The sequence below is a fragment of the Oceanobacter sp. 1_MG-2023 genome (assembly GCF_030689025.1).
In the GTDB taxonomy this organism is placed as follows: Bacteria; Pseudomonadota; Gammaproteobacteria; order Pseudomonadales; family Oceanobacteraceae; genus Oceanobacter.
Map to the genome: position 1 here is coordinate 17,505 of NZ_JAUYWA010000014.1, position 23,208 is coordinate 40,712.

A 23,208-nucleotide genomic window follows, 5' to 3' on the forward strand; every position below is an offset into this window, starting at 1 on the left:
GATGGCCCGAATGGCAGTAGTCGATGGTCGTACTATTCTGGCAACAGCAGAGCGAGGATGCGGCGTTTCTCTTCCAGCGTCAGCATCAAGTGCTGGTCATGGTAATCGGCCAAACGACGGATGGAATAGTTGAACTTGCGGGCAAATTTTCGGCTTCGGGGGCAAAAATAACGCGTGACGCCGGTATCGATCCAGATCACATGCTGTTTCAGCGGATGAGCAAAAACGTTGTTCAGATGACAATCCGAGAACACCACGCCAGCATCCCGCATGGTGCGCAGATCATCCAGAATCAGATCCAGCCAATGGATACGCTCTTCCGGGGTCAGTCCGCCGGACAAGAACATCTCAAAGACTTCCTGCGCCCCGACAGACGCCAGATCTTCCATAATGTAATAACCGAGATAGCGGTAGCGGCTGCCAGGTAACAGCCCGATCCCGACTTCATGAATGGCGGCGACGTGCACCCCAAGCCGGGTCAATAAACGATTCCCCTGCACCTCTTTGAACAGGCGGCTGTGCGCCCAAAGGGTCTTGACGTACTCATGCCAGCTACGGGCCTTGATCAGCTTGAGCACCGACAAGCCATTATCCGTCATGGCCACGGTGGACGGGGTATGATCGATAATCACTTGATCTGCGGTTCTTATGCCATTTTCGGGCAATCGACGTGATGACCGGAAACAGACAAATGCCTGAGAGACATCCAGCCAGGGCAGTTTTACATAAGTGATCATCATAAGCTTAATTCCATCGGCCGGTTCCGGCAGCCAGTAACGTATAAACGTTATTAAACCAGCCCGGAAAGCCATGGAATTAGTCCTGCTTATAACAACAGTTTGTTAATTATTTATGACAATAATGGTTTTTAACTTAAAAGAAAAAGACAAGGAACCAGAAGCAACCAAAGTGCCTTTTTTGTGAGAAAAACGCCTCAATTACACGATTGACAACCCATAATCAGCAGCAACAACCCAAAGGTGGGTTGCGCCCAATCGACTGGATATGATTATTCCATTAATGGAATACAGTTATCCATTTAACCCTGTCAACCGATCGGCACCCGGTTTGGATCAGCAGCAGATGTCAGCCCTGCTGCATCAACCGTCGTCGGGTCACACCTCTATCGCCACCGCCACCGACTTGAAGGCCGGGGTATGACTTCTGGGGTCACGCTCAATCCCTGTCAGCACATTGGCTTCCGGGTAATAGGCCATTACCGCCCCCCGGCTCAGTCCATACGGGTAAACCTCAACCGCTTCCATACAGCCATTAGGGGAACGTAACGTCACCTTCTGCTGCGGTTTGATGCCCTTTTCCAGCATATCCTGTGGCGACATCAATACCGACCAGCGGTTAGGCGTACCACGATAGCTGTCCGCTTCTTCATAGATAATGGAGTTAAATTGCCCCTCGCTGCGCACACTCATCAGAGCAAACGGAAACTCAGCCGCCCTTGCCAGATCCGGCAATGAATGGGTCTGGAAGTGAGCCTTGCCGCTGCTGGTCGCAAACTCCGGCGTTTTGATCAGCCGGTTGGGAATATGGAACTCCCGCTGACTGTCACTGATATCCGCCAGACCAGCCATACCCGGAATCACCCGCGCAATACATTCCCGCACCCCTTGATGAGACTCGATCGAGGTCAGATTCAGGCCCGGTTGACGCACACCGCGCTTGAGCATTTCCAGCAAAATGCTGCTTTCGGACTTAACGTTATCCAACCGGATAATGCCGCCATCACTCAAGCGCACAAAGTTAAACATCGACTCTTGTGTGGTGGGTTCAAATTCTTCATCCCGGGCCGCGACAGGCAATACAAAGGCTTCGCTGTTTTCCATCCCGGAGACATGCCCCCGGTTTAGCGTAGTGGTCAGGAATACCTTGGTCTTGACCCGGTCGAGTGCCTCTCTGGCCCAGCGTGTATCTGGCGTCGCATCCAGCAGATTGCCCCCCAGCATAACCGCCAGATCCATCTCTCCGGCATGGGCTTGCTCCAGGCTGGCCAGCGTATCCAGACCCGGCTCGGTTGGCAGCCGCACGTTCAACTCTTCCTCCAGTGCCTGAAACACCTGTTCGGGCAACACCGGTTTTACCCCGATGGTGCCGATCCCCTGGACATTACTGTGACCCCTGAGCGGCAACAGTCCGGCCCCCGGCTTGCCAACCATACCCCGGCACAAGGCCAGATTGGCGATGGCTTCCACCGTATCGGCACCATGGGTGTGGTGCGTTACCCCCATGCCCCAGGCAAAAATTGCTTTTTCCGAACGCCCGTACAAAGCCGCAATCCGGTCGATATCAGCCTGGGGAACACCAGTTGTCTCTTCAATTTCAGCCCAGCCCAAAGCCGCGACCAGCGTCAGAAAGGCGTCACTGCCTTCGGTATGCGCCTGAATAAAGGCATCGTCCATCAGCCCCTGTTGCAGCAGGGATTTGGCAATGCCGTACAACAACCAGATATCCGACCCCACTTTGGGCTGCAAATACTCGGAGGCAATTTCACTGCCGCCTTTCAGCATGGAACGGGGGCTCTTGGGTACAGCAAACTTCACCAGCCCGGATTCCTTGGCCGGATTCATCACCACCACATGACCGCCACGTTCACGCAGGGCCATCAGCTTATGCATCAAACGCGGGTGATTGGATGCCGGATTGGCTCCCACCAGCACCACCAGATCACACTCCACCAGATCCTCCAGCTCCACGGTGGCAGTGTACGAACCCACCGTGGATTGCAGACCAACACCGGTCGCCTGATGGCAGTAATACGAACAGTTGGAAACATTATTGGTACCCGATAATCGTGCCAGCAACTGCAACACAAAACCGGCCTCGTTGGACGAACGCCCGGAGGAATAGAAAAAACTGCGCTCCGCAGGGGTTGCCTGCATACGCTCGGCAATACGCTCAAATGCCGACTCCCAGCTCAGCACCTGATACTGGTCACTGTCGGCGGGTTTGAACAGCGGCGTATTCAAACGGCCAAGATGTTCCAGCTCATAACGGCTCAGTTGCTGGAAATCCTCCAGCGTATGCTGAAAAACAGCCTCTGGTATTGGCGGCTGGATATCTGTTGACTGGGCCTGAATACTCTTGTTGCAGACCGACGGAAATTCATCCATTTCGTTGGTCATGCCGCCATGCTGCCCTCCCATCCCCAGACCACACGCCTTGCAGGCATTGTGGCTTTTGAGTGCCTTGGCAGAATTGAGCAAGCCAATACGACCCACGGTCTGCAAGGTATACAAAACTTTTTTGGGGCCGCCACCCACAATGGAAGGGGCGCTCGCCGTACGGGCGGTAGATAAGACAGAATCGGATTTACTCATGGACAGCTCCGTGCAACCGCCCGTGTCCGATCAGATGACAGTGACGGTACAATGTGGGATCAATGAGTCAGTAAAGCGCCTGCGCCGTCAGAATCCAAGCCATATCCCCAGCCGTAAAAGTCTTTTGCAATCAGGCAATATCAAGCCAGCAATATCAGGCCAGCCACGACAACAGGTTATGACTCTTTGCCACCCCGATCAGATAGCCATACATTGCCAGGGTCAGCACAGCCGCCGGAATATTGCGCTGGCGAATCGCCACCACACCGGCACCAATCAGCACCACCAGCCCGATCACCTTGCCCGTCAACCAGCCATCCACAATCGGGTATTGGCCAATCAGCACACACAGCCAGATAGCAAACACCAGCAAGATGGTATCGATCACATGCGGCAGGATTTTAACCAGTTTGTTTTTCATCACCCCGGACTGGGCATACGCCAGACCGAAACGAACCAGAAACAACAAGGCCGACAAATAAGCCAGACCGGCGTGAGCGTGTTTTATTGCAGAGTAATCCATAAGGTCCTCAAAAAATGACAGGGTTAAACATTCAGCCAAAAAGTGACCGGGCCATCGTTGGTCAACGCCACTTGCATATCAGCACCAAACCGGCCGCTGGCAGTATGAACACACTGCCCCGCCTCTGCGACAAAATAATCGTACAGGGATTCCGCCAATGCCGGAGGCGCGGCGGTCGAAAAGCCCGGGCGCAAGCCGCGTCCGGTATCCGCTGCCAGAGTAAACTGCGACACCACCAGCAATTGCCCCCCTGCAGCCAACAGGCTGCGATTCATGCGCCCCTGATCATCACTGAACACCCGATAATTCAGCACCTTGTGCAACAACTTGTCTGCTGTCGCCGTGGTATCGTCTGGCTGCACTCCCAGCAGCAATAACAACCCAGCACCGATCTCGCCAACCACTTCACCATCCACCGCCACACTGGCGTGAGCAACCCGCTGAATCAATCCGATCATCTGTCTTCCTGTTTAACCAGTTCACAATTTCAACGCCTGCAGCATAACGATGAATTCCAGCGCTGCACATCATTCACCCTTGCTGCAAAAACTCGGGTAAGCTGTCACCAAACCTACACAATGACAGAGTACAGACTCCCTCATGCGCCCGATATTCCTTCGACGTTCTGTGATGACCCGGCTGTTATGCCTGTTCTGTCTGACCACCAGCCATGCCTTTGCCGCCACCCAGGTGCATGTATCCCGGGATGCGGAAGGCAACCTGGTGTTCAGTGACCGCGTCAGTGAAGGCTCAGAACCCCACGAAGTGGAAGAGTTGCCCACCGTCCCCGCCTTTGTTGCGCCGTCGGTCACCTCCACCAGCCAGACCCAAACCACTGCCCAAGCCGGACAGTTTTACACTCACCTGAAAATTCTCAGCCCCGGCAATCAGGACAATATCCCCACCGGACTGGCCGCCAGCCTGAACATCGTGATCGACGCCCTGCCAGCATTACGGGCCTCAGATACCTTTGTGGTGCTGGTCGATGGCAAACCGGTGACATCCGGTCGCGACAACAGCTTGCCGATCAACCAGCTGGTGCGCGGCCAGCACACACTGGAAGCCGTTATCAATAACGCCAGTGGTCAGGAAATTTTGCGCAGTCAGGCCGTGACGGTGTATATCCAGCGACACTCGATCCAGAATCCGCAGTTACAGCAACGGCATTAACGCCCGAGCACCGGCCCATTACCTACAGCCCCCAAATATCGTCACACCGGGCGACGGATCCAGCAGCAGCGGAATACATTCAGAACGGGATGATTTATCGGCTCTGACGCACGGTTTCAGAGGGTAATTCCCCAAGGTAATCACGGTACTGCCGGGCAAAACGCCCCATATTAACGAAGCCGTACGCCATCGCCACCTGGGTGATGTTTTTCGACAACCCGGGCTGGCTCAGTCGCATATAAACCGCTTCCAGCCGTAGATGCCGGAAGTATTCCGTCGGGGTCTGATTCAGCTGTATCCGGAACAAGCGGTACAGGCTGCGTACCGTCAGTGCCAACTGGCTGGCCAGAGGCTCCAGCAAAAACTCCTGATCCAGCCGCGCCAGCATGTAATCACGGCAATGCTGCAAACGGATATCCAGCAATGGCTGGCGCTGGAACATGGGTCGCCCGGGGAACTCCCACAGATCCAGAATGCAGTGCTCCATCAACTCAAAACAATGGCGGCAAATACCTTCCAGTGGCTCCACGCTATCGAGCATTTTGGTCGCCAGCCCTAACAGCAGCTGACTGTTGGTGCTGGGATTCAACGGTGCTTGCTGCTGCCAGTTTCCGGCAGGCAAGACCAACCCCAACTCCAACGCCCGGTGACAGATATTGCCTTGCTGGACACTGGCAATCACCAGCCGTGTTCTGGTGTCACTGCTGATCAAGCGTGACTGACCCGGCATCAGCAACAGCGACTGCCCCGGCACCATCCGATACACCCTGGTGCCCACAGAGACCTCTGGAAAGCCCCGCTCACACAGCAACAGTTCCAGCGTTGCGGCCGCCAGTGTCTGTTGCTGTCTGACGCCATTCACCGCTTCCAGTCGCTGGATTTTCCAGCCGGAGTAACAAGCGCCCCAATGGTTTTCTGGTGCCATGACGATCGCTTCAGTCGACCCGCTACATCCCCAAAGAGACGATTGCGCCAAGCCTCCTGACCCTTCATGGGTCTGAACACCCGTTACCGAGGTATTCACGGTTTATCCGGCCAACCCGATGGGCACCACCAACACCGGCCGTTTGCTGTGATGCACCACTTTGCTGGAAGTACTGCCTACCAGGCTGTGCTGATGGCGTACTCCCATCACAATCACACTGGCATTAATGGCCTCCGCAACCTCAAGAATCTGCTTCCAGGGAGTGCCTTCCTTGACACAGGTCGTCAGTTTGCCGCCATCCAGCATCGCCGCCGCATCCAGTTCTTCGCGGCAGAAACGGTCAACCCGCTCCTGCACCTGTTGCTGGATGTGTTGCAAACTGTTGTCGTGCAAATCTTGCAGTGAATGGTCGGCGGCCATCATTGAGCGCACCAGTTTTTCGGCATTGCTGCGCACCGGCTCCACGACATGCAGGAAGGTGATTTCCGACGCGTACTGGCCACACAGGCTCACCGCGGTACGAAATGCCGGCCGGGCCCCTGCCTGGATATCCGAGGCATACAAAATACGGGTTACTTCAGGCAACATATCAAGTCCCTCATGGTTGTCTGTTGTTATCGATACAGCAATTCAGGCAGGATCATGGAGATCGCCGGTATAAAGACAATCAACGCCAAACGCACAATATCGGCACACCAGAAGGGCGTGACGCCTTTAAATATCGTGGCCGGTTTGACATCCCGTAATACCGCACTGAGCACAAATACGTTCATCCCCACCGGCGGTGTAATCAGGCTGATTTCAGTCACCACCACGACCACGATGCCAAACCACACCAGATCGAACCCCAGGCTTTGCACCAGCGGGTAAAAAATCGGCACCGTCAGCAACATCATCGACAAACTCTCAAACACCATGCCGAGCACGATATAAATCCCCAGAATCACCAGGATGACTCCCATCGGACCAATCTCCAACGAGGTCACAAAATTCAGCAAGTCATCCGGTAATCCTGCCCGGTTGATAAAGTCAGAAAAAATCAACGCCCCGATCAATACAGCAAACAACATGGCACTGGTACGACCAGTATCTGTCAGGGCATCAAACAGGCCTCCCATACTTAACGAACGCCGCATCAGCGCGATAATAAAGGCACCACCGGCACCAATACCGGCGGCTTCTGTGGGTGTAAAAACCCCCAGATAAATCCCCCCCATCACCACGGTGAACAGAACCAATACACCCCAAACGCCCTTCATGGCATCCAGTCGCTCTGACCAGCTCATTTTTTCACCCCGAGGGCCAGCTTCCGGATTGCGCCAGACAACGTACCGTACCGCCCCCAGATACATGAAAATACCCAGAATGCCGGGAATAAAACCCGCAGCGAACAACTCGCGAATACTGGATTCGGTCAATAACCCGTAGATCACCAGAATCACACTGGGAGGAATCAGAATGCCCAGAGTGCCACCGGCAGCAATCGAGGCGGTCGCCAGCGAATCGGCATACCCAAATTTACGCATCGGCGGCATCGCCACTTTGGCCATGGTGGCCGAGGTCGCCAGCGATGACCCGCAAATGGCCGAAAAACCACCACACGCCACCACCGTAGCCATCGACAAGCCACCTTTACGGTGCCCCAGAAAGGCATTGGATGCCTGATACAACTCTTGTGACAACCCGGATTTGGTCACCAGGTTGCCCATCAGAATAAACAGAGGAATCACCGACAGGCCATACTCCTGGGCAGTATCGATGACCCGGTTGGATGCCAGTGACAAAGCACCGGTCCAACGAAAATCCATAAAGTTATCTATCGTCAGGCCCTGCAAAACAGCAAAGCCGAAGAAGCCCACAATGCCCATTGCAAACGCAATAGGGATGCGAACCAAAACAATCAATGCCAATAAAATGGCAAATCCGATTAATGCTTCGATCATAATGAATATCCGCGATGAAGATGGATCGACCCCGCTTGACAACGTCATACCGTCGTTCGGTACAAGGCCTAGTGTCGGGGTTCAGTAAGGATTCGGTAAATGCCATAGCTGACCAGCAAAGCTGCCGTGACGTAACTCATGGCGGCAATGTAGTGAACGATATAACCCGTGGGGATTTCCAGATACTCGGTGACGACTTCGCGCCGTAATGACCGGTTGGCCAGATAGAACATCCGTTCTGCCAAAAAGTACATTGCGCCCGACATCGCCAGTGCCGACACCATACCCAGCACCTTCACCAACGCCGAACCCAACACGTTATCCAGAATATCCACCACCACGTGACCACCACGCCAGGTGATCACCGGCATTTCGGCAAACACCAGAATCGCCAGGCCCAACTCCGTCAATTCCACCGCACCATCGACGGCGTTATTAAAAAAGTAGCGGCCAATCACGTCGGAGCAGGTCAGCAGCATCAATAACATCAGCACCGCAGCCGCACAGGCTTCGAGAAAAAAGGCCAGCCAGACGACAGGCCCTTTTTCTTCGTAGTGCTCGGCAAGCCAATGGCTAAAAGCACTCATAATCACCTCACTCTGCCGCAGGAACAACGGTGGCGTCGACCGGCACATAGCCGCGAGCAATACGACGCAACTCCTTCAGCGCCTGACGGGCATCACCACTACGATCTGACACCGACTCAAGCCATTCTTCATCCATACCCTGGGTCAGGGTTTCAAACTGGCGCGACATCAAATCCTTGGCCGAGACATGGACGATCTTCACTCCGGCCGCCTTGGCTGCCTGGTAACCTTCTGCATCACCCGCGTCCCAGGCACGACCGGCCATGGCCGACAGTTTTTCACCTGACACCGCCAAAATCGCTTTGCGGTCACGAGGCTCCAGGCTTTCCATAAACTCAGGATTAACAAAAATCGAGAAACTGCCCATGTACAGACCTTCAGGCAAGACAGTCACACTGGTGGTTACTTCGTTCAGGCGCAGCACTTTCTGCTCCATCATCGGCAGAAATGCCCCGTCGATCACACCCTGCTGCAGCATTTCGTAGACCTTCGGAGCAGGAGCACCCACCGCCGTCACGTGCATACGTTCTGCCAGCACGCTCTGGACGCCACCCCCCACCCGGATCTTCATGCCTTCCAGATCAGAAAAGGAATTAATCGGCTTCTTGGTATGAATATGGCCAGGGCCGTGGGTGAACATACCGATCACCTCCAGACCTTCAAATTCACCCTCATCTTTCAGATATTTTTCGTACACCTGCCACAAAGCCACCGATGCCGCCTCGGCACCGACACCCAGACCGGGTTGCTCAACAATCTGAGGCAGCTTGAAACGACCAGGAACATAACCGTGGTAGCTGAAGCTGGCATCGTAAACACCATCTTCAACCAGTTGGAACAAGGTTTTGGGATGGCCCGAACTGTTCTCCACCTTGACCTTGACGCGACCTTCCGTCGCTTCTTCCACCCACTTTGCCCAGGTTGGCCACACCACCGCATTCTGGGCATTGGTTGGTGGCAACCAGGTACCGACCCGCAAAATGGTTTCGGAAAATGCCGGCGCTGCCATGGCAGTACCCGCAGCCAGAACCAGTACCGACATGGCAGATTTCAGACGATGTGTAATTGTTATCATTTTCGGCCTCGTAATATTTTTATTTCCCGAACAGGCAAAGCCGTGAGTGCAGGCTTTTCTGTCTTGCTGCCGGGGTATTTTTTATTGTCATCAATTGTTATCTATCTCCCGCTTCAGACGATAGATAAAGCATCAGCTGCCGCACACCGCAGCCAATAACACCGCAAAACCATCCCTTGCAGAGCCTGACCAAGTGAGCAGGCCCAGAGCACCGGCAATTTGCTCAGTAAAACCCTTCAGGCAAACAGTGGATGGATATTATTTTTATTAAACTTGAGCACCGGATCCAGCTCGGTCATTTCAAATGAAATCTGCACATAGCGCTCAGCCGTGACCGGTTGCATCCAGTCACACAGAATCTCGAACACCCGTTCCGCAACAGCCTGTTTAAGCGCCATATCCCGGCCATGACCAATCTTCAGGCTCAGGTTCAGGTAGCCAAAACCCTCACGGCCATCGGCTACCCGGTAGTCATAACAACGAATCGCACGGCTGCGCACGCCCCCGATCGGGAATGCACCGGTCGATACCACATAGTCATGCAAGGCCTTGAACAGCGGCTGAAAATCCAGCGACTCATGCAAGTTATCGGAGTAGTCGACAACAAAATGCGGCATGGCTACACACCCCACTTCGGAATATGGTGCGACCCCATGCTGACACAGACATTCTTCGGTTCGCAGAACACCTCAAAGCTGTAATCCCCCCCCTCGCGGCCAGTACCGGACCCCTTCACACCACCAAACGGAGTACGCAGGTCACGGACGTTCTGACTGTTCACAAACATCATCCCGGCTTCTACCGAACGGGCAATGCGATGCACCTTGCCCACGTCCTGAGTCCACAAGTAGGACGCCAGACCGTAGTCATTATCGTTCGCCATCGCTACCACATCGGCTTCATCCTTGAACGGAATCAACACCGCGACCGGGCCGAAAATTTCTTCACGGGCAATACGCATATTATTGGTGACGTCACGGAATACGGTTGGGCGCACAAAGTGGCCGCCTTTCAGATGATCCGGCAACTCATTGACCGGTTTCTCCGGACCACCGGCAATCAGCGTGGCGCCTTCTTCAATACCAATCTTGATATAGCCGGTGACCTTGTCCCAATGGCCCTGACTGATCAGAGAGCCTACCTTGGTATCCATATTCATCGGATCACCGACAGTAATCTTGTTGGCACGGGCAGCGAACTCTTCGCAGAAGCGATCGTAAATACCCTCTTGCACAAAAATGCGAGAACCAGCGGTGCAGCGTTCACCGTTGATCGAGAAAATGCCAAACACCGCCGCGTCTAACGCCCGCTCGTAATCACAATCATCAAAAATCATCACCGGCGATTTACCGCCCAGTTCCATCGAAAACTTCTTCAGGCCCGCATTGGCAATAATGTGTTTACCGGTCGAAGTACCGCCAGTAAACGAAATGGCATTGACATCAGGGTTCGTAATCAACGCATTGCCTGTGGTGCCGCCAAAACCGTGCACCACGTTAAACACACCCGCTGGAATACCGGCTTCCAGCGACAGCCGAGCCAGAAAATCCGTAGTCAGTGGCGACAACTCGGACTGTTTCATTACTGCCGTGTTACCCAGTGCCAGGGCTGGAGCAGTCTTCCAGGTACCGGTCATAAACGGCACGTTCCAGGGCGAAATCAGCGCACAGACACCGGTTGGCTGATACAGGGTGTAATTCAGCATCTGGTCATCCATCGGGTAGGTATGACCGTTCATTTGTTTGGCTTTTTCAGCAAAAAAATAGAAATTGCTGGACGCCCGTGGAATCAAGGCGTTACGCGTCTGATACAGCGGCAAACCGGTATCTGCAGTTTCCATCGCCGACAGCTCATCGACGTTATCGGCAATCAGATCCCCCAGCTTCTCGATGATTTTGGAACGCTTGGCGACCGGCATGTTGGCCCAGGCCGGAAAGGCATTTTTCGCCGCCTGACACGCCGCTGCCACTTGTTCTGGCGAGGCATGAGCCACCTCAGCCAGAACTTCACCCGTAGCAGGATTCACCGTTTCAAAGGTTTCCTTGCTCTCAACCCATTTGCCGTCAATCAGATTCTTGATCATCAGTGTCTGCCTTTTCTTGTTTTCAACGAGCCGCTGGCGACTCTGTGTTCTCACAGTTGGCGCTCTCAGATGAGCCGCAAACCAGTTAATATATTAATCAATCTATTTAACATGTTAAATAATGTCAACTGACAAATGTCAAACAGCACGTTAGAGCCACCGACTTTGGCGGAGTTTTGGGGAGATAAATGGCAACGGAAGGCTCACTGACAAGGCATCAAAGCCTGTCAACAAGTGTCTGTTTTTGGCACTATCCAGAATATTCAACAAGGAAATGTTTCGTCGTATGAATGTCACTGAACTGCAAAACTACCTGCAACTCCTTATCCAGAACCGCCTGCACCAGGCCGTAATGGTGTGGGGTAAACCGGGAATTGGTAAATCCTCCATCGTGCGCAGCCTCTGTGAACAAAACAAACTGCAGTTTATCGACGTGCGCTTAAGCCAGTTGATGCCCAGTGATCTACGTGGGATTCCAGTACCGGATCAGAACATGACCCACTGGTATCCCCCTGCATTTCTGCCTCAGGAAGGCGAAGGCATCCTGTTTATGGATGAAATCAATATGGCTCCCCCCGCACTGCAGGGTGTGGCCCAACAGCTAGTGCTGGACAGGCAAGTTGGGGACTATTGCCTGCCTGATGGCTGGCTGGTCTGGGCAGCGGGGAACCACAGCACCGACCGCGCTGCGGTTTACGATATGCCTGCGCCGCTTGCCAACCGATTTATCCACCTAACGCTGAACGAATCGATCAATGACTTCCGCGCCTATGCTCTGGCAACCGGATTGCATCCAGACGTGATCGGCTTTGTAAGTTTCCGCAGTGACCTGCTGCACAAGATGCACCCGACCAATCCGGCCTGGCCATCACCACGCAGCTGGGAAATGGCTGCCCGTCTCCACCAGATCGGTTTATCGATTGAGTCCGCTGTCGGCGATGCCTGTGCACTGGAGTTTCATGCCTTCTGCCGTTTGCAACACGATTTGCCGGGCATGGAAGCCATCCTCAAAGGCACATCCACAGCAGAGTTTCCGCAAGAACCCTCTTTACGCTATGCATTGATCTGTCACCTGATCAGCCGAGCGGAAAAAAACCAACAAGCCGTGCATTGTTTTGAGTGGCTGATTGAGCAAGCAAGCTCAGAATGGATTCAGATGTTTGTCTCTGAATTGGTGCCTGTTCTGAAACAGCGTAAGCAATACTCTGCTTTCACCCAAAAAATTATTGGCAACGAAAAAGCGCGACAGTATCTGACGCAATTTGCAGGGTTAATGATGGAACTTGATTGAGTTCGCCAGAACAACAAGGACCAGCCACATGTTCCCTTTTCAAGACAATCTGGATGACCTCTGGACCCGCTTTGTACTGACGTTACGCAGGCAGCATCCTTTCCTGGCCAGTCTGGCCATGTTTGCCCGCTTCCAGCCAGACAATCAGGTTCACATTGCCGAAACGGCAGGTCAGACGTTACAAGTGGAACCCGGATTTTTAAGCTCTCTGCCCCAACCAGAACAAACCAGCTACCTTCTGCACCAGTTACTTCATCTGGCGTTGAACCACCAGCAACGAATGGGAGAACGAGAGCAATCCCGCTGGAATGAAGCCGCCGATATTGTCGTAAACCAGATTATCCGTGAGACTACCCGCTTTCCGGCAGCCCCCCGAACATGCTCAAAGACAGGCTTTGCCGGGTATTCGGTTGAAGAGGTTTATCAATTACTGCCGCCGGTTAATATGGACGAATCAGCAGCCAGCCAACAGCCTTCAGCCCCCCAGCAATGCACTTCCTCAAATGCGGGCACTGAAGGAGACTCTGATACCGGCAAGCCAAGCTCGAAAAACATGAATGGAACACCCCATCACGACCTGTTGCGCCAGCCTTCCGTCGACTTGCAGCAGCAAAGCACAAATAGCCAAAACTACTGGCGAGGCGCGCTGGCAACTGTACAACAGCTGGCAAATGGCCACATTGCCATCGGCCAGGCGGAACAAAATGCCAGCCACTTACCTGCCGGATTGCTACCCGGAGATACCACTTCGTCGTTAGCCATTGAGCTTGAAATTCTGCGCGAGGACAGCCTCGACTGGCGCGCCATGCTGCGCCACTACATGATTCCCTCACGAAACGATTACGTCGAGTTTGACCCCAGATTGCTGCATCAAGGCTTGTATCTGGAATACCTGCAATCCGAGCAGTTGCGCGTCGACATCATTATTGACACCAGCACCTCCATTGAACGCGATCAGCTATCGAGCTTTCTGAACGAGGTAGAAGCCATTCTGAATAGCCACCCGGATATCATTGCCCGGCTGTTCTACATTGATATCGAACTCAACGGCCCACATCTGTTGCAACGCAATCAGCCCCTGCCGCAACCGGTCGGTGACGGTGGCACCAGCTTTGTGCCCTACTTCAATTTTCTGGCAACCGAGCACAGCCTGCTGGAGCGCCCTTCAGTGGCCATTTACTTCACCGACGGCTTTGGAGAATTTCCCGCCGAGCCACCCGGTATTGACGTGTTATGGGTGGTACCACCTCGCTCAGCCAACCAGCAAGAGTATCTGTCCTGGTTAGCCCAAAGAAATCCCAAAAGCCCCCTGTTTCCATTTGGGGGCAAAGTCGATTTGAAGGATTAAGAAAATGACGATTGATTTGATCAAGCAATCACTACAAGCCCCAGACGAAGAGCTTCGATACGATGAAGGTTGGGGAGATAAATACCCAGCCTATGGATTCTGGCGGCAAGAAGAAAATCAACAGCAACTGAAAGAGGCGCTGGCAACGATCAAGGCCATTAACAGCGTTGATTTTTGTGTAATTGAGCAGTGCCTTCAATCGCCGCAATGCCAGGAATGGTTCATTGCCTGGGTATTCATTTTGCGCAAGGGCCTCACCACCGATCAATGCTCCCAGCTTCTAAGCCATACCAATGCCCCAAGCTATCTGATCATACTCGATGAGACCTTCAAGCGCTTAAACGTAGTCCGTCCGAGACAGTTTACAGACATCGAATACGCGTTACTTGATAGCAATGGATTACTAGGATTGAGAAAGCTTTTCAAAGACTCATCAAACCCGATAAAGACTTACCCCCCGGAAATTCTGCTGAACTACATGCTGGCCAGCCTTGATGAAAAATGTAGCGCCGAAGACCTGAAGATTTTCCTGCGGTTGGCGACCGAGTTTCAACCACACCACCTTGAGCGAATGGCCAGCTCGAAGCACTGGCAATTACGACTGGCTGCGGCGCAATCCTCAAGCACTTCCGATGAACTATTCAAAAAACTTGCCAAAGACAGCAGCAAAAAGGTTCGGGAAGCCGCATCGGTTCGCGCTCAATTGGCAGCAAAACAGTCCGCAGCACAAAAGACAAACAGCCAGAAAGCAATCACACCGGATTTTGACCTTCGATTAATGCAGAAAGCCGTACCGGTAGAGCAGTTACGGGAAATTGCCCAAGCTGGCTCCCCCCTGTCCGTCTGTGCTGCCACCTTGCATAGCAACAGCACCATCGATGTTATTCGTGCCGCCGAAAGTCGTGATTTACCTGAATGGGCTCAACTCGGCATCGCCAGATACACAGACTCAGAGAAGCGCATCATTTCACTACTGAAGGGCGCCAGCAAGTTCATCAAGATAGCGCTGGCAGCCAACTCCGCACTGACCAGGCAACAGGCTTTACAGCTGCTCGGTGACGACTGGTGCAATGCCATCATCGCCAACCGGTTTATCGACGACCCAGAGGTTCTGGACTCAATTACCGAACCAGAAAAGTGGCCAGATATTCTGGCAACCTTGCGTAATCCCGACACTAAAGCCAAACAGCTACAAACACTCTTTAATAAAAAAGGCTTTCGCTTCGAAGTCGTAGGCCGATTGATGGCGCGACATCCGAACTGCCCCAAGGTTTACTACAAACGTCTGGCGGCGTACTGCCCCAAGGATCTAAAGCAAAATCCAGCCTACGCCCTGTCGATGCTTGAAAGTGGCAAAGCGGTAGCTCCCCAACCGCTTCAGCCAGACTCAATTTATGCCGACTTGGACAATGCCTCCGATAGTTATGAAATGGCAATCACTGATGCCTTGAATCGTTACGCAAATGACGACGCCCTGCTCCGCCGGGTTGCCGGTTCAACAGCGCTAAACCCCAATGAGGCTAACCGACTGGCCATCACTGACGACCGCCATATTCACAATCGCATCCTGAGGGAAGGCACGCCCCACTGCAGCGAATTTGTCTATCGCCTGATAGCAACAACCGGTACGCCACTACAACGTAAACAACTAGCGTCACTGAAATTGAAGCGGGAGTATCCACAGCTATTGCGGCAATTAACCAGCGACAAGGACAGCTCGGTACGGCAGGCCGCAGGTAACCAAGCAACGAAGAGAGGACTGGCCTCTGCCCAAAAACCCGATAAAACCAGCCTCCGTACCCTGGGCAATAAGGCCGCACGCATCGACCTGGCCAAAAGCAGCAGCGACCCTGACATTCTGCACATGCTGTGTGAAGACAAGGTTCGGGATGTTCGTCGGGCGCTGGCCGAACATCAGCAGGTATTACCTTTGACTTGTCTGGAAAAGCTACTGACCGATAGCGACAACCAAGTCGTCAGCAGTGCTGTTTGGATACTGGATCGAATGATGGGATCGGCAACGCCACCATCCAGGGATCAGCTACAAGCAGCTATTTCCCAAATTCTTGAAAACAACGACTTTTCTCCAAGCTTGAAATCCAGGGTGTTAGTGTATTGCGACAAAGCCCCATTGCTTGAAGACATGTTAGAGCAAAGAGAAATTCGAAGATTTGCCGGCCCCAAAAGTGGTAGCCATTTGCTGCTATTCAACACCTATCTGGACATCCAGAGCGCGGACAAATCGTTTTGGCTACTGCAGATAGAAGAAGTACCGGCTGAGATCATCGAGCGGCTAGCGACTCAAACACAGGATCCGGCCAGCATGCTCAAAAAACATATCGGTGAAAGTCATGGTACCTCCGTCAGCTCCCTGATTTACCTGATCAAGCAGCACCCCAATATGCTTGCTCACTGCCCACTGCAGAAAGCCATCGATCATGCCAACCGAAACAGCCACATGGACTTTGCTGATGCTCTGAAGTCGGAACCATCTCTGCAGCCGTTCAAGGATTTTCGGGCACAACTTCAAAACGCAAAAGACCAACAGTTATTGCAGCAACTGATCAATCAGGCAGAACAAACCGAAACGATATAAACAAGGAGTTAATGACATGGAAATAGACCTGAAACACGAAGCCCAACAATACATTTCCAGCCAGTACTTCTGGGCAAGCAGTCCAATGGAAGTGAGAAAAGGCAGCCCGTCCCCCACATTCATGCTGAAAGTCGCACGAGCCATTAGTGAAGCCAGCGATTCACTGATCGACGAATGCCTGAACTTGCCAGATTGCCAGTGCTGGTTTCTGAAATGGAGTCTGCTGCTTCGCAGCCACTGCAGCGATGCTCAGTTAGAGCTGATTGTGTTACATCCCAATAGCGATGAGCACTTCATACAACAATTGGGGTTTATGATCCCTCAATGGTTCCAGCAGCTCGAAAGCAAAGGACGAATGACCGAGCAAGTAAAGGCCCTGTGCGGAGCCGAACTGAAAGACCTGCGCCTTCAAATTGAAGAAGACACCCGCCAAATAGCCGCCATCACACTGCTCTCGGAAAGCATGTATTCAGGCCTATTAAGTCTGCGTTGGACATTACGCACCTGGTATCCGGGCTCAACCGTGGAAGAGCGCCGTTTTCTGATTGCGCCGGTGCACCCTCTGTTTGCCGAGTTTGCTTTGAACCGGGCCTGTGCAACCGGCAAGAAAATAGACATCGATGCAATGGCGGACTTTATTCCGCAATTGTCTGAACAGCAGTTAACCCTTCTCGCCAATTCAGGAGCACGTCAGGCTCGCGTGAGGGCAGCGTCCGACAAGCAGTGTCCATTGGAATTATTGATTCAGCTGAGCCAGGACAAAAGCAAACCGGTTCGGGAAGCGGCGTTGCGCCAGCTGCCACTGGAATATCACCCAAAACAAAAGCCAGCCAGGAAATCCCCAGGCAAAAAGAACACATCGTCGAAGAACACATCAACGAAAGACACAGGCATTCAGGAAACCAGCTTCATCAACAGCCTGTTATCAGATGCCCTGAGCAGCGACGACCTGATCAATGTCGTCCGCAATGGTGATGCGCTCAGTGTTTGTACTGCCACACTGCACAACAACACCAATGCGGAAATCATCGCCATTGCAGAAACCCGCCAGTTACCCGAATGGGCTCAGCTCGGTATCGCCAGACACACCCGCAACGCCGAGCGAATCAATCAGCTGATGACCACCTGGGACGAACACGTCCTTATTGCGCTGGCCACTAACCCTAACCTGACGCCCGAACAGGCACTGGGCATGATTGGTCCGAACAACTGGGTCAACGCCCAGATAGGCAACCAATTCATCGACAACAACGACATACTGGATCGCATTGCCGAACTGGATGACTGGAAACAGGATCTCCCCGTACTGAGAGACCATTCCACTACGGTCAAATCGCTGCAGGAAACGTTTCGTAAACGTACACTGGGCTACGCCCTGATTGACCGCTTGATGGCCCGCAATCCCAAGTGTCCAAAAACCTTTTATCGCAAATTGGTGTATTACGTTCCCGATGACCTGCAACAGAACCCGGTTTACGCGCTGCATCTGCTGGAATCCGGCCAAGCCGTATCACCATCCAGACACAAGCTCCCGTATGCTTTCAAAGAAAGATTGGAAATCATTTTTGACGACATGATGGCATCAGAAACGTACTCCAAACTGATAAGAGAAGCGATCGGATACCAGTACCTCAACCCCCAACCACGTCAACCAAATTGCGATAACTGCGGATCGTTACCTGCACAGGGCATTGCTGAACAGTGGAATGCATCTTCACAGCGAATTTGTTTATCAAATCATTGCCGCCGTTGGTTCTGTTACTCTGCGCAAAGCCCTGGTCAAACATCCCCAACAACCAGCCTCCGACGAATTAATTCTGTTGCTGACCAACGACAAGGACAGCTCCATTCGCCAGTCCGCCTCCATTGAAGCTGCCCGCCGCGGACTGATCAAATCCTTCACCCCCGACAAAACCAGCCTGAAATCCCTTGGTAACAAGGCTGCCCGCATCGATTTGGCAAAGAACAGCAATGACCTGGAAATTCTGCAGATGCTCTGCAACGACAAACTGCCAGCTGTGCGCAGGGAGGTAGCTAGAAGAGAACAGATCCTGCCATTACAGAACCTGCTCCAACTCGCAACCGATAGCGATGAATATGTCCAAAGATATGCGATCTATACCCTAAATGAAGATATCAAGAACGACAGTGGCGAACTGCACCAGCAGTTTCAAAGCGAGTTAACGGGGCTTTTACAAGATGAGCAATGCCCGGCAAAACTCAGAGCCCTTGCACTGGCACACTGCGAAGACGGCCAACTGGTTGACCAATACTGGCAGCACGAATCGATTCGGGCCGAATTTCTCACCGATACTGGTGATAGATTCCTGTCGCCGCACAGTCATTCTTCATTGATGCGGCATTACCTGGACGCAGAACCCTTCGACGGAGAAAAATTCAAGGCCTGCTATCGCCTGCAAAGTCTGACCTTTGAACAAATCGACATGACTTTAAGCCGCTACCCCAAAGCCGCAAACGAGATGTATGACAAATTGCAATATGAAGGTTACCTGAGGGAAGAATTGCACCGAGCAGAAGAAGTATTGGCCTTCCTGATAGCCAATTACCAATCATATATTCATCCCCAAGAAGCTCCCGAATGGGCAAAAGATCGCAAGGAAAAACTTGCCAAAGCCATTGCGGCCTACCCGGATCTGGAACCCTTCAAAGCCTTCGTTGTAAGTATTCCCAGTCGCAAAAACGTCATGCACAGCATACTGGCGCAAGCTGAAGAGTTAGTCGTTAACTGCTGATTTTCTGATCGGATCATAAGGAGTCAGTCCCTTTATGATCCGATTTTTACCCACCGCTTGTGTCGTTAGCGTTTCAGCCAATCTGTAGCCCACCACAATAATTAACATATTAACTTATTGACTTTTTCCTCCCTAAACGCAAAACTAATTAATATGTAAACGAAAAAGAATTCGTCCGGTTATGGACGCGTTCTGGTGTTTCTCACCGCTCTGTTTTAGTAGCGGTGCCTGCAGCACAACTAATAAAAACCCGATCTGGAGATCTCGCCATGAGGCATTGCCGCATCCTGAAGGATGGCGTCGCCACCGAGGTGACTTTGGCCACCGCTGACACTCAGGACCTCACCAACGAAACTGTTTTACCTGCCACGACCGGCACTGTTTTTGGTATCGCCCTGAACGACAAAAGCCTGTACGCCAAACTGGAACCGTCTTTCAGCGAAAAGCCGCATGTGAATCCGCCAACGCGTCCGGTTCTGCACATCAAAACCGACAATACCCACATTGGTTACGGCGCGGCGATTCCTGCCCCAGCGGATGGCACGCCGGTTTACGCTGGCCCATCCATCGGCATCGTGATTGGCAAACAAACCACCCGTGTAAGCGAAGCCGAGGCGCTGGAATTCGTCGGCGGCTACACCGTGGTCAACGAAGTCTCTCTGGTCGAAACTTCGTTCTATCGCCCGGCGGTGAAAGCCAAGTGCCGCGATGGCTTCTGTCCCATCGGCCCCTGGGTTGTGGATGCGGCTGACGTTGCCAACGTGGCAGCACTGTCCATCGTCACTTCTATTAATGGTGAAAAGGTTCACGCCACCAACACTGACCAGCTGCGCGCTGGCGTAGCCGAGCTGGTGAGTTATCTGAGCAGCTTTATGACCCTGGAAGCCGGAGACTTGATCATTGCCGGTACTCCAGAGCGTACCGATGCCCTCTATCTGAAGGCTGGCGATACCGTATCCATCAACATCGAATCTGTCGGTGTACTGGAAAACCCTGTTGTTAACGAAGCAACCATTGATGCGGCACAAGGCTGAGGAGAACAGACATGAAACGCGCACGTATTCTGGTCGACGACCAGCTCACCGACGTCACCGTCAATGACAGCCACAATGCCGTATTGGCCGATGGCACTGTGATCGCAGAAACCGAAGCCAACTGGCAGCCACCTTGCACCGGCAAGATGTTTGTCCTGGGCCTGAACTACGCCGACCACGCTGCCGAACTGGCATTCAAGGCACCGGAAGAACCCCTGGTCTTCCTGAAAGCTCCCAACACCCTGCTGGGCCATCGCCAAAACACCTATCGCCCCGACCAGGTTGACTACATGCACTATGAGTGCGAACTGGTGGCGGTGATTGGCAAAACGGCCAAAAACGTTTCCCGTGCCGAGGCCATGGACTACATCGGCGGCTACACTGTGGGTAACGACTACGCCATCCGCGACTATCTGGAAAACTATTACCGCCCCAACCTGCGCGTCAAAAGCCGCGATACCTGCACCCCCCTGGGCCCTTACATCATCGACGCAGCAGACGTTGCCGACCCGCATAACCTCGCCCTGCGCACTTACATTAACGGTGAGCTGAAGCAGGAAGGGTCCACCAAAGATATGGTGTTCAATATTCCGTTTCTGGTCGAGTACCTGAGCGCCATCATGACACTGGAACCCGGAGACATGATTTTCACCGGCACTCCGGAGGGTTTGGCCGACGTACAACCGGGTGACGAAATCGTGACCGAAGTCGAAGGGGTGGGTCGTCTGGTGAATTACATCATCAACGAAAGCCAGTACCTGAAATCCCTGACCACGGAGGCTTGAGTCATGCTGTCTGAAGACACCATCAAAGACTGTGCCGCACAGCTGCATCAGGCGGAAAAAGAACGCCAGCAAATCCGCCAGATCTCGCTGCAACACCCGGACATTACCATCCCGGATGCCTACCGGATCCAGAGTGAGTGGCTGAGCCTGAAACTGGCCGAAGGCCGCAAGGTGATCGGCCATAAAATTGGCCTGACCTCCCGTGCCATGCAAATGTCTTCCCAGATAGATGAGCCGGATTACGGCACCCTGCTGGACGACATGCTGTTCCAGGATGCGGCGGAAATCCCTACCGATCGTTTTATTGTGCCGCGCATCGAAGTAGAGCTGGCGTTTATCCTGAAAGCGCCGTTGAACGGGCCAAACTGCACCATTTTTGATGTCTACAACGCCACCGATTATGTGATACCGGCGCTGGAACTGATCGACGCCCGTAGCCAGTCCATCGACCCTCAATCCGGTCGCCCGCGCAAGGTGTTTGATACCATTGCGGATAACGCCGCCAATGCCGGGATCATTCTCGGTGGCCGCCCGATCAAACCGATGGATATCGATCTGCGCCGCGTCAGTGCCATCATGTACCGCAACGGCGTGATTGAAGAAACCGGCGTGGCAGCCGGAGTACTCAACCACCCGGCCAATGGTGTCGCCTGGCTGGCCAACCGCCTGCACCCGTACGGCATTACGCTGGAGCCGGGGCAGATTATTCTGGCAGGGTCCTTTACCCGTCCGGTCGCCGCCCGCAAGGGGGACACCTTTCAAGTCGATTATGGCGAGCTTGGGCAAATCAGCTGCTACTTCAAATAATAGCGACTGCGCAGGAGCGCGGGAGCCAGGAACACAAGAATCGAAGGCTGGTTGCAGGCTTCGATTCCCAATCAAGGAGACGGTATGTCTGCCCCCATCAATACATTCAAGCAAGCGATCCAGACCGGCCAACAGGCACAGATCGGTTTGTGGCTCGGGCTGGCCAACAGCTACACCGCCCAGCTGATTGCCGGGGCCGGTTTCGACTGGCTGCTGATCGATGCCGAACACGCCCCGAACGACCTGCAGACCATACTCGGCCAATTACAGGCGATGGCACCGTATCCGGTAACCCCCATTGTCCGCCCGGCCTGGCCGGATAGCGTTCGGATCAAACAGATTCTCGACCTCGGTGCCCAGACCATTCTGGCCCCAATGGTGGAATCCGGCCAACAGGCCGCCGACGTTGTCGCGGCAACCCGTTACCCTCCGGCAGGTATTCGCGGGGTTGGCAGTGCCCTGGCACGGGCATCAGAATTTAACCGCACGGCCGACTATCTCCACACCGCCAACCAGCAGATGTGTGTTTTAATCCAGATTGAAACCCCCGCCGGGGTTGCTGCACTGGATGATATTCTGGCGGTTGATGGTGTCGACGGCGTGTTTATTGGTCCGTCCGACCTGAGTGCCGCCATGGGCCATATTGGTAACCCGGCGCATCCCGACGTACAGGCCGTGATTGAAGCATCCATTGCCAAAATCGTCGCCGCTGGCAAAGCCCCCGGCATCCTGATTGCCGACAAGACACTGGCCAAGCGCTATATTGAACTGGGTACCCTGTTTGTCGGTGTGGGTACCGATACCGGACTGTTGGTGAAATCCACCACCGGGCTGGCGGCTGAGTTCAAGGCGACCATTGCAGCGCCGACGCAAGAAAAAGGCTCCGTGTATTAACACGGGCCAACCTCGGCACGCATCGCCCGACATGGTTCAATAACAATAAAACAACAATAAAA

21 protein-coding genes are annotated in these 23,208 nt (G+C 53.4%); 10 read left to right on the forward strand and 11 right to left on the reverse strand.

Annotation, left to right across the window (positions count from 1 at the left end; translation table 11 throughout):
• Positions 1–32 precede the first annotated feature (32 nt).
• The 4 genes from Q8W22_RS10490 to dtd form a co-directional block, all read right to left on the reverse strand.
• Positions 33–740: a hypothetical protein gene (locus Q8W22_RS10490; RefSeq protein WP_303432520.1), complete on the reverse strand. Its 708-nt coding sequence runs from the start codon at positions 738–740 to the stop codon at positions 33–35.
• A 375-nt stretch (positions 741–1,115) separates the two neighbouring features.
• Entirely contained in the window at positions 1,116–3,332 is a 2,217-nt protein-coding gene (locus tag Q8W22_RS10495; RefSeq protein WP_305415192.1) for an FdhF/YdeP family oxidoreductase, read from the reverse strand.
• 154 nt (positions 3,333–3,486) lie between these two features.
• On the reverse strand, positions 3,487–3,855 hold the full coding sequence (locus Q8W22_RS10500) for a SirB2 family protein (RefSeq protein WP_303432523.1): 369 nt from the start codon (positions 3,853–3,855) through the stop codon (positions 3,487–3,489).
• 23 nt (positions 3,856–3,878) lie between these two features.
• Positions 3,879–4,313 (reverse strand): D-aminoacyl-tRNA deacylase, encoded by a 435-nt coding sequence (gene dtd, locus Q8W22_RS10505; protein ID WP_303432525.1) that lies wholly within the window; start codon positions 4,311–4,313, stop codon positions 3,879–3,881.
• Between the two features lie 142 nt (positions 4,314–4,455).
• Here dtd and Q8W22_RS10510 point away from each other — a divergent pair, with 142 nt between their 5' ends.
• Positions 4,456–5,025 (forward strand): hypothetical protein, encoded by a 570-nt coding sequence (locus Q8W22_RS10510; protein ID WP_305415189.1) that lies wholly within the window; start codon positions 4,456–4,458, stop codon positions 5,023–5,025.
• Between the two features lie 94 nt (positions 5,026–5,119).
• On the opposite strand, the gene Q8W22_RS10515 is transcribed toward Q8W22_RS10510, so the two are convergent.
• The 7 genes from Q8W22_RS10515 to hpaE all read right to left on the reverse strand — a co-directional run bounded on the left by Q8W22_RS10515 (position 5,120) and on the right by hpaE (position 11,638).
• Positions 5,120–6,049 carry a helix-turn-helix domain-containing protein gene (locus tag Q8W22_RS10515; protein WP_305452330.1) on the reverse strand — a complete coding sequence of 310 codons (930 nt, stop codon included), beginning with the start codon at positions 6,047–6,049 and terminating at the stop codon, positions 5,120–5,122.
• Between the two features lie 3 nt (positions 6,050–6,052).
• On the reverse strand, positions 6,053–6,538 hold the full coding sequence (locus Q8W22_RS10520; protein WP_303432530.1) for a universal stress protein: 486 nt from the start codon (positions 6,536–6,538) through the stop codon (positions 6,053–6,055).
• Positions 6,539–6,564: 26 nt separating this feature from the next.
• A complete protein-coding gene (locus Q8W22_RS10525) occupies positions 6,565–7,893 on the reverse strand; it encodes a TRAP transporter large permease (RefSeq protein WP_305452331.1) in 1,329 nt (442 codons plus the stop codon).
• A gap of 68 nt (positions 7,894–7,961) precedes the next feature.
• Entirely contained in the window at positions 7,962–8,480 is a 519-nt protein-coding gene (locus Q8W22_RS10530; protein WP_303432532.1) for a TRAP transporter small permease, read from the reverse strand.
• Between the two features lie 7 nt (positions 8,481–8,487).
• A complete protein-coding gene (locus Q8W22_RS10535; RefSeq protein WP_305452332.1) occupies positions 8,488–9,555 on the reverse strand; it encodes a TRAP transporter substrate-binding protein in 1,068 nt (355 codons plus the stop codon).
• 236 nt (positions 9,556–9,791) lie between these two features.
• Positions 9,792–10,172 (reverse strand): 5-carboxymethyl-2-hydroxymuconate Delta-isomerase, encoded by a 381-nt coding sequence (locus Q8W22_RS10540; RefSeq protein ID WP_305452333.1) that lies wholly within the window; start codon positions 10,170–10,172, stop codon positions 9,792–9,794.
• Between the two features lie 2 nt (positions 10,173–10,174).
• Positions 10,175–11,638, reverse strand: coding sequence for a 5-carboxymethyl-2-hydroxymuconate semialdehyde dehydrogenase (hpaE, locus tag Q8W22_RS10545; RefSeq protein WP_303432535.1), 1,464 nt, complete (start codon positions 11,636–11,638; stop codon positions 10,175–10,177).
• 286 nt (positions 11,639–11,924) lie between these two features.
• Between hpaE and Q8W22_RS10550 the strand changes: the two genes are divergently transcribed.
• The 9 genes from Q8W22_RS10550 (at position 11,925) to hpaI (ending at position 23,146) form a co-directional block, all read left to right on the forward strand.
• On the forward strand, positions 11,925–12,929 hold the full coding sequence (locus Q8W22_RS10550) for an AAA family ATPase (protein ID WP_305452334.1): 1,005 nt from the start codon (positions 11,925–11,927) through the stop codon (positions 12,927–12,929).
• 28 nt (positions 12,930–12,957) lie between these two features.
• Positions 12,958–14,277 (forward strand): VWA-like domain-containing protein, encoded by a 1,320-nt coding sequence (locus tag Q8W22_RS10555; RefSeq protein WP_305452336.1) that lies wholly within the window; start codon positions 12,958–12,960, stop codon positions 14,275–14,277.
• 4 nt (positions 14,278–14,281) lie between these two features.
• Entirely contained in the window at positions 14,282–16,873 is a 2,592-nt protein-coding gene (locus Q8W22_RS10560; RefSeq protein WP_305452338.1) for a HEAT repeat domain-containing protein, read from the forward strand.
• A 16-nt stretch (positions 16,874–16,889) separates the two neighbouring features.
• Positions 16,890–18,743: a hypothetical protein gene (locus Q8W22_RS10565; RefSeq protein ID WP_305452339.1), complete on the forward strand. Its 1,854-nt coding sequence runs from the start codon at positions 16,890–16,892 to the stop codon at positions 18,741–18,743.
• Positions 18,694–19,626, forward strand: coding sequence for a hypothetical protein (locus Q8W22_RS10570; protein ID WP_305452340.1), 933 nt, complete (start codon positions 18,694–18,696; stop codon positions 19,624–19,626). The genes Q8W22_RS10565 and Q8W22_RS10570 overlap by 50 nt, the downstream gene beginning before the upstream one ends.
• Before the next feature lie 269 nt (positions 19,627–19,895).
• Positions 19,896–20,660, forward strand: coding sequence for a fumarylacetoacetate hydrolase family protein (locus Q8W22_RS10575; protein ID WP_303432543.1), 765 nt, complete (start codon positions 19,896–19,898; stop codon positions 20,658–20,660).
• 11 nt (positions 20,661–20,671) lie between these two features.
• The gene (locus Q8W22_RS10580) at positions 20,672–21,445 is read left to right on the forward strand and encodes a fumarylacetoacetate hydrolase family protein (protein WP_305452341.1); all 774 of its coding nucleotides are present in this window, start codon (positions 20,672–20,674) and stop codon (positions 21,443–21,445) included.
• 3 nt (positions 21,446–21,448) lie between these two features.
• Positions 21,449–22,252, forward strand: a complete 804-nt coding sequence (gene hpaH, locus Q8W22_RS10585; protein ID WP_305452342.1) for a 2-oxo-hept-4-ene-1,7-dioate hydratase — start codon at positions 21,449–21,451, stop codon at positions 22,250–22,252.
• Between the two features lie 84 nt (positions 22,253–22,336).
• Entirely contained in the window at positions 22,337–23,146 is an 810-nt protein-coding gene (gene hpaI / locus Q8W22_RS10590; RefSeq protein WP_303432547.1) for a 4-hydroxy-2-oxoheptanedioate aldolase, read from the forward strand.
• Positions 23,147–23,208 lie beyond the last annotated feature (62 nt).

Excerpts from the sequence above, each read along its gene's own strand:
- Q8W22_RS10560 (WP_305452338.1), top strand. The coding sequence starts at position 14,282 with ATGACGATTGATTTGATCAAGCAATCACTACAAGCCCCAGACGAAGAG.
- hpaH (WP_305452342.1), top strand. The coding sequence starts at position 21,449 with ATGCTGTCTGAAGACACCATCAAAGACTGTGCCGCACAGCTGCATCAG.
- hpaI (WP_303432547.1), top strand. The coding sequence starts at position 22,337 with ATGTCTGCCCCCATCAATACATTCAAGCAAGCGATCCAGACCGGCCAA.
- hpaE (WP_303432535.1), bottom strand. The coding sequence starts at position 11,638 with ATGATCAAGAATCTGATTGACGGCAAATGGGTTGAGAGCAAGGAAACC.
- Q8W22_RS10575 (WP_303432543.1), top strand. The coding sequence starts at position 19,896 with ATGAGGCATTGCCGCATCCTGAAGGATGGCGTCGCCACCGAGGTGACT.
- Q8W22_RS10565 (WP_305452339.1), top strand. The coding sequence starts at position 16,890 with ATGGAAATAGACCTGAAACACGAAGCCCAACAATACATTTCCAGCCAG.
- Q8W22_RS10495 (WP_305415192.1), bottom strand. The coding sequence starts at position 3,332 with ATGAGTAAATCCGATTCTGTCTTATCTACCGCCCGTACGGCGAGCGCC.
- Q8W22_RS10540 (WP_305452333.1), bottom strand. The coding sequence starts at position 10,172 with ATGCCGCATTTTGTTGTCGACTACTCCGATAACTTGCATGAGTCGCTG.
- Q8W22_RS10580 (WP_305452341.1), top strand. The coding sequence starts at position 20,672 with ATGAAACGCGCACGTATTCTGGTCGACGACCAGCTCACCGACGTCACC.
- Q8W22_RS10520 (WP_303432530.1), bottom strand. The coding sequence starts at position 6,538 with ATGTTGCCTGAAGTAACCCGTATTTTGTATGCCTCGGATATCCAGGCA.
- Q8W22_RS10490 (WP_303432520.1), bottom strand. The coding sequence starts at position 740 with ATGATGATCACTTATGTAAAACTGCCCTGGCTGGATGTCTCTCAGGCA.
- dtd (WP_303432525.1), bottom strand. The coding sequence starts at position 4,313 with ATGATCGGATTGATTCAGCGGGTTGCTCACGCCAGTGTGGCGGTGGAT.
- Q8W22_RS10500 (WP_303432523.1), bottom strand. The coding sequence starts at position 3,855 with ATGGATTACTCTGCAATAAAACACGCTCACGCCGGTCTGGCTTATTTG.
- Q8W22_RS10550 (WP_305452334.1), top strand. The coding sequence starts at position 11,925 with ATGAATGTCACTGAACTGCAAAACTACCTGCAACTCCTTATCCAGAAC.
- Q8W22_RS10510 (WP_305415189.1), top strand. The coding sequence starts at position 4,456 with ATGCGCCCGATATTCCTTCGACGTTCTGTGATGACCCGGCTGTTATGC.
- Q8W22_RS10535 (WP_305452332.1), bottom strand. The coding sequence starts at position 9,555 with ATGATAACAATTACACATCGTCTGAAATCTGCCATGTCGGTACTGGTT.
- Q8W22_RS10525 (WP_305452331.1), bottom strand. The coding sequence starts at position 7,893 with ATGATCGAAGCATTAATCGGATTTGCCATTTTATTGGCATTGATTGTT.
- Q8W22_RS10555 (WP_305452336.1), top strand. The coding sequence starts at position 12,958 with ATGTTCCCTTTTCAAGACAATCTGGATGACCTCTGGACCCGCTTTGTA.
- Q8W22_RS10530 (WP_303432532.1), bottom strand. The coding sequence starts at position 8,480 with ATGAGTGCTTTTAGCCATTGGCTTGCCGAGCACTACGAAGAAAAAGGG.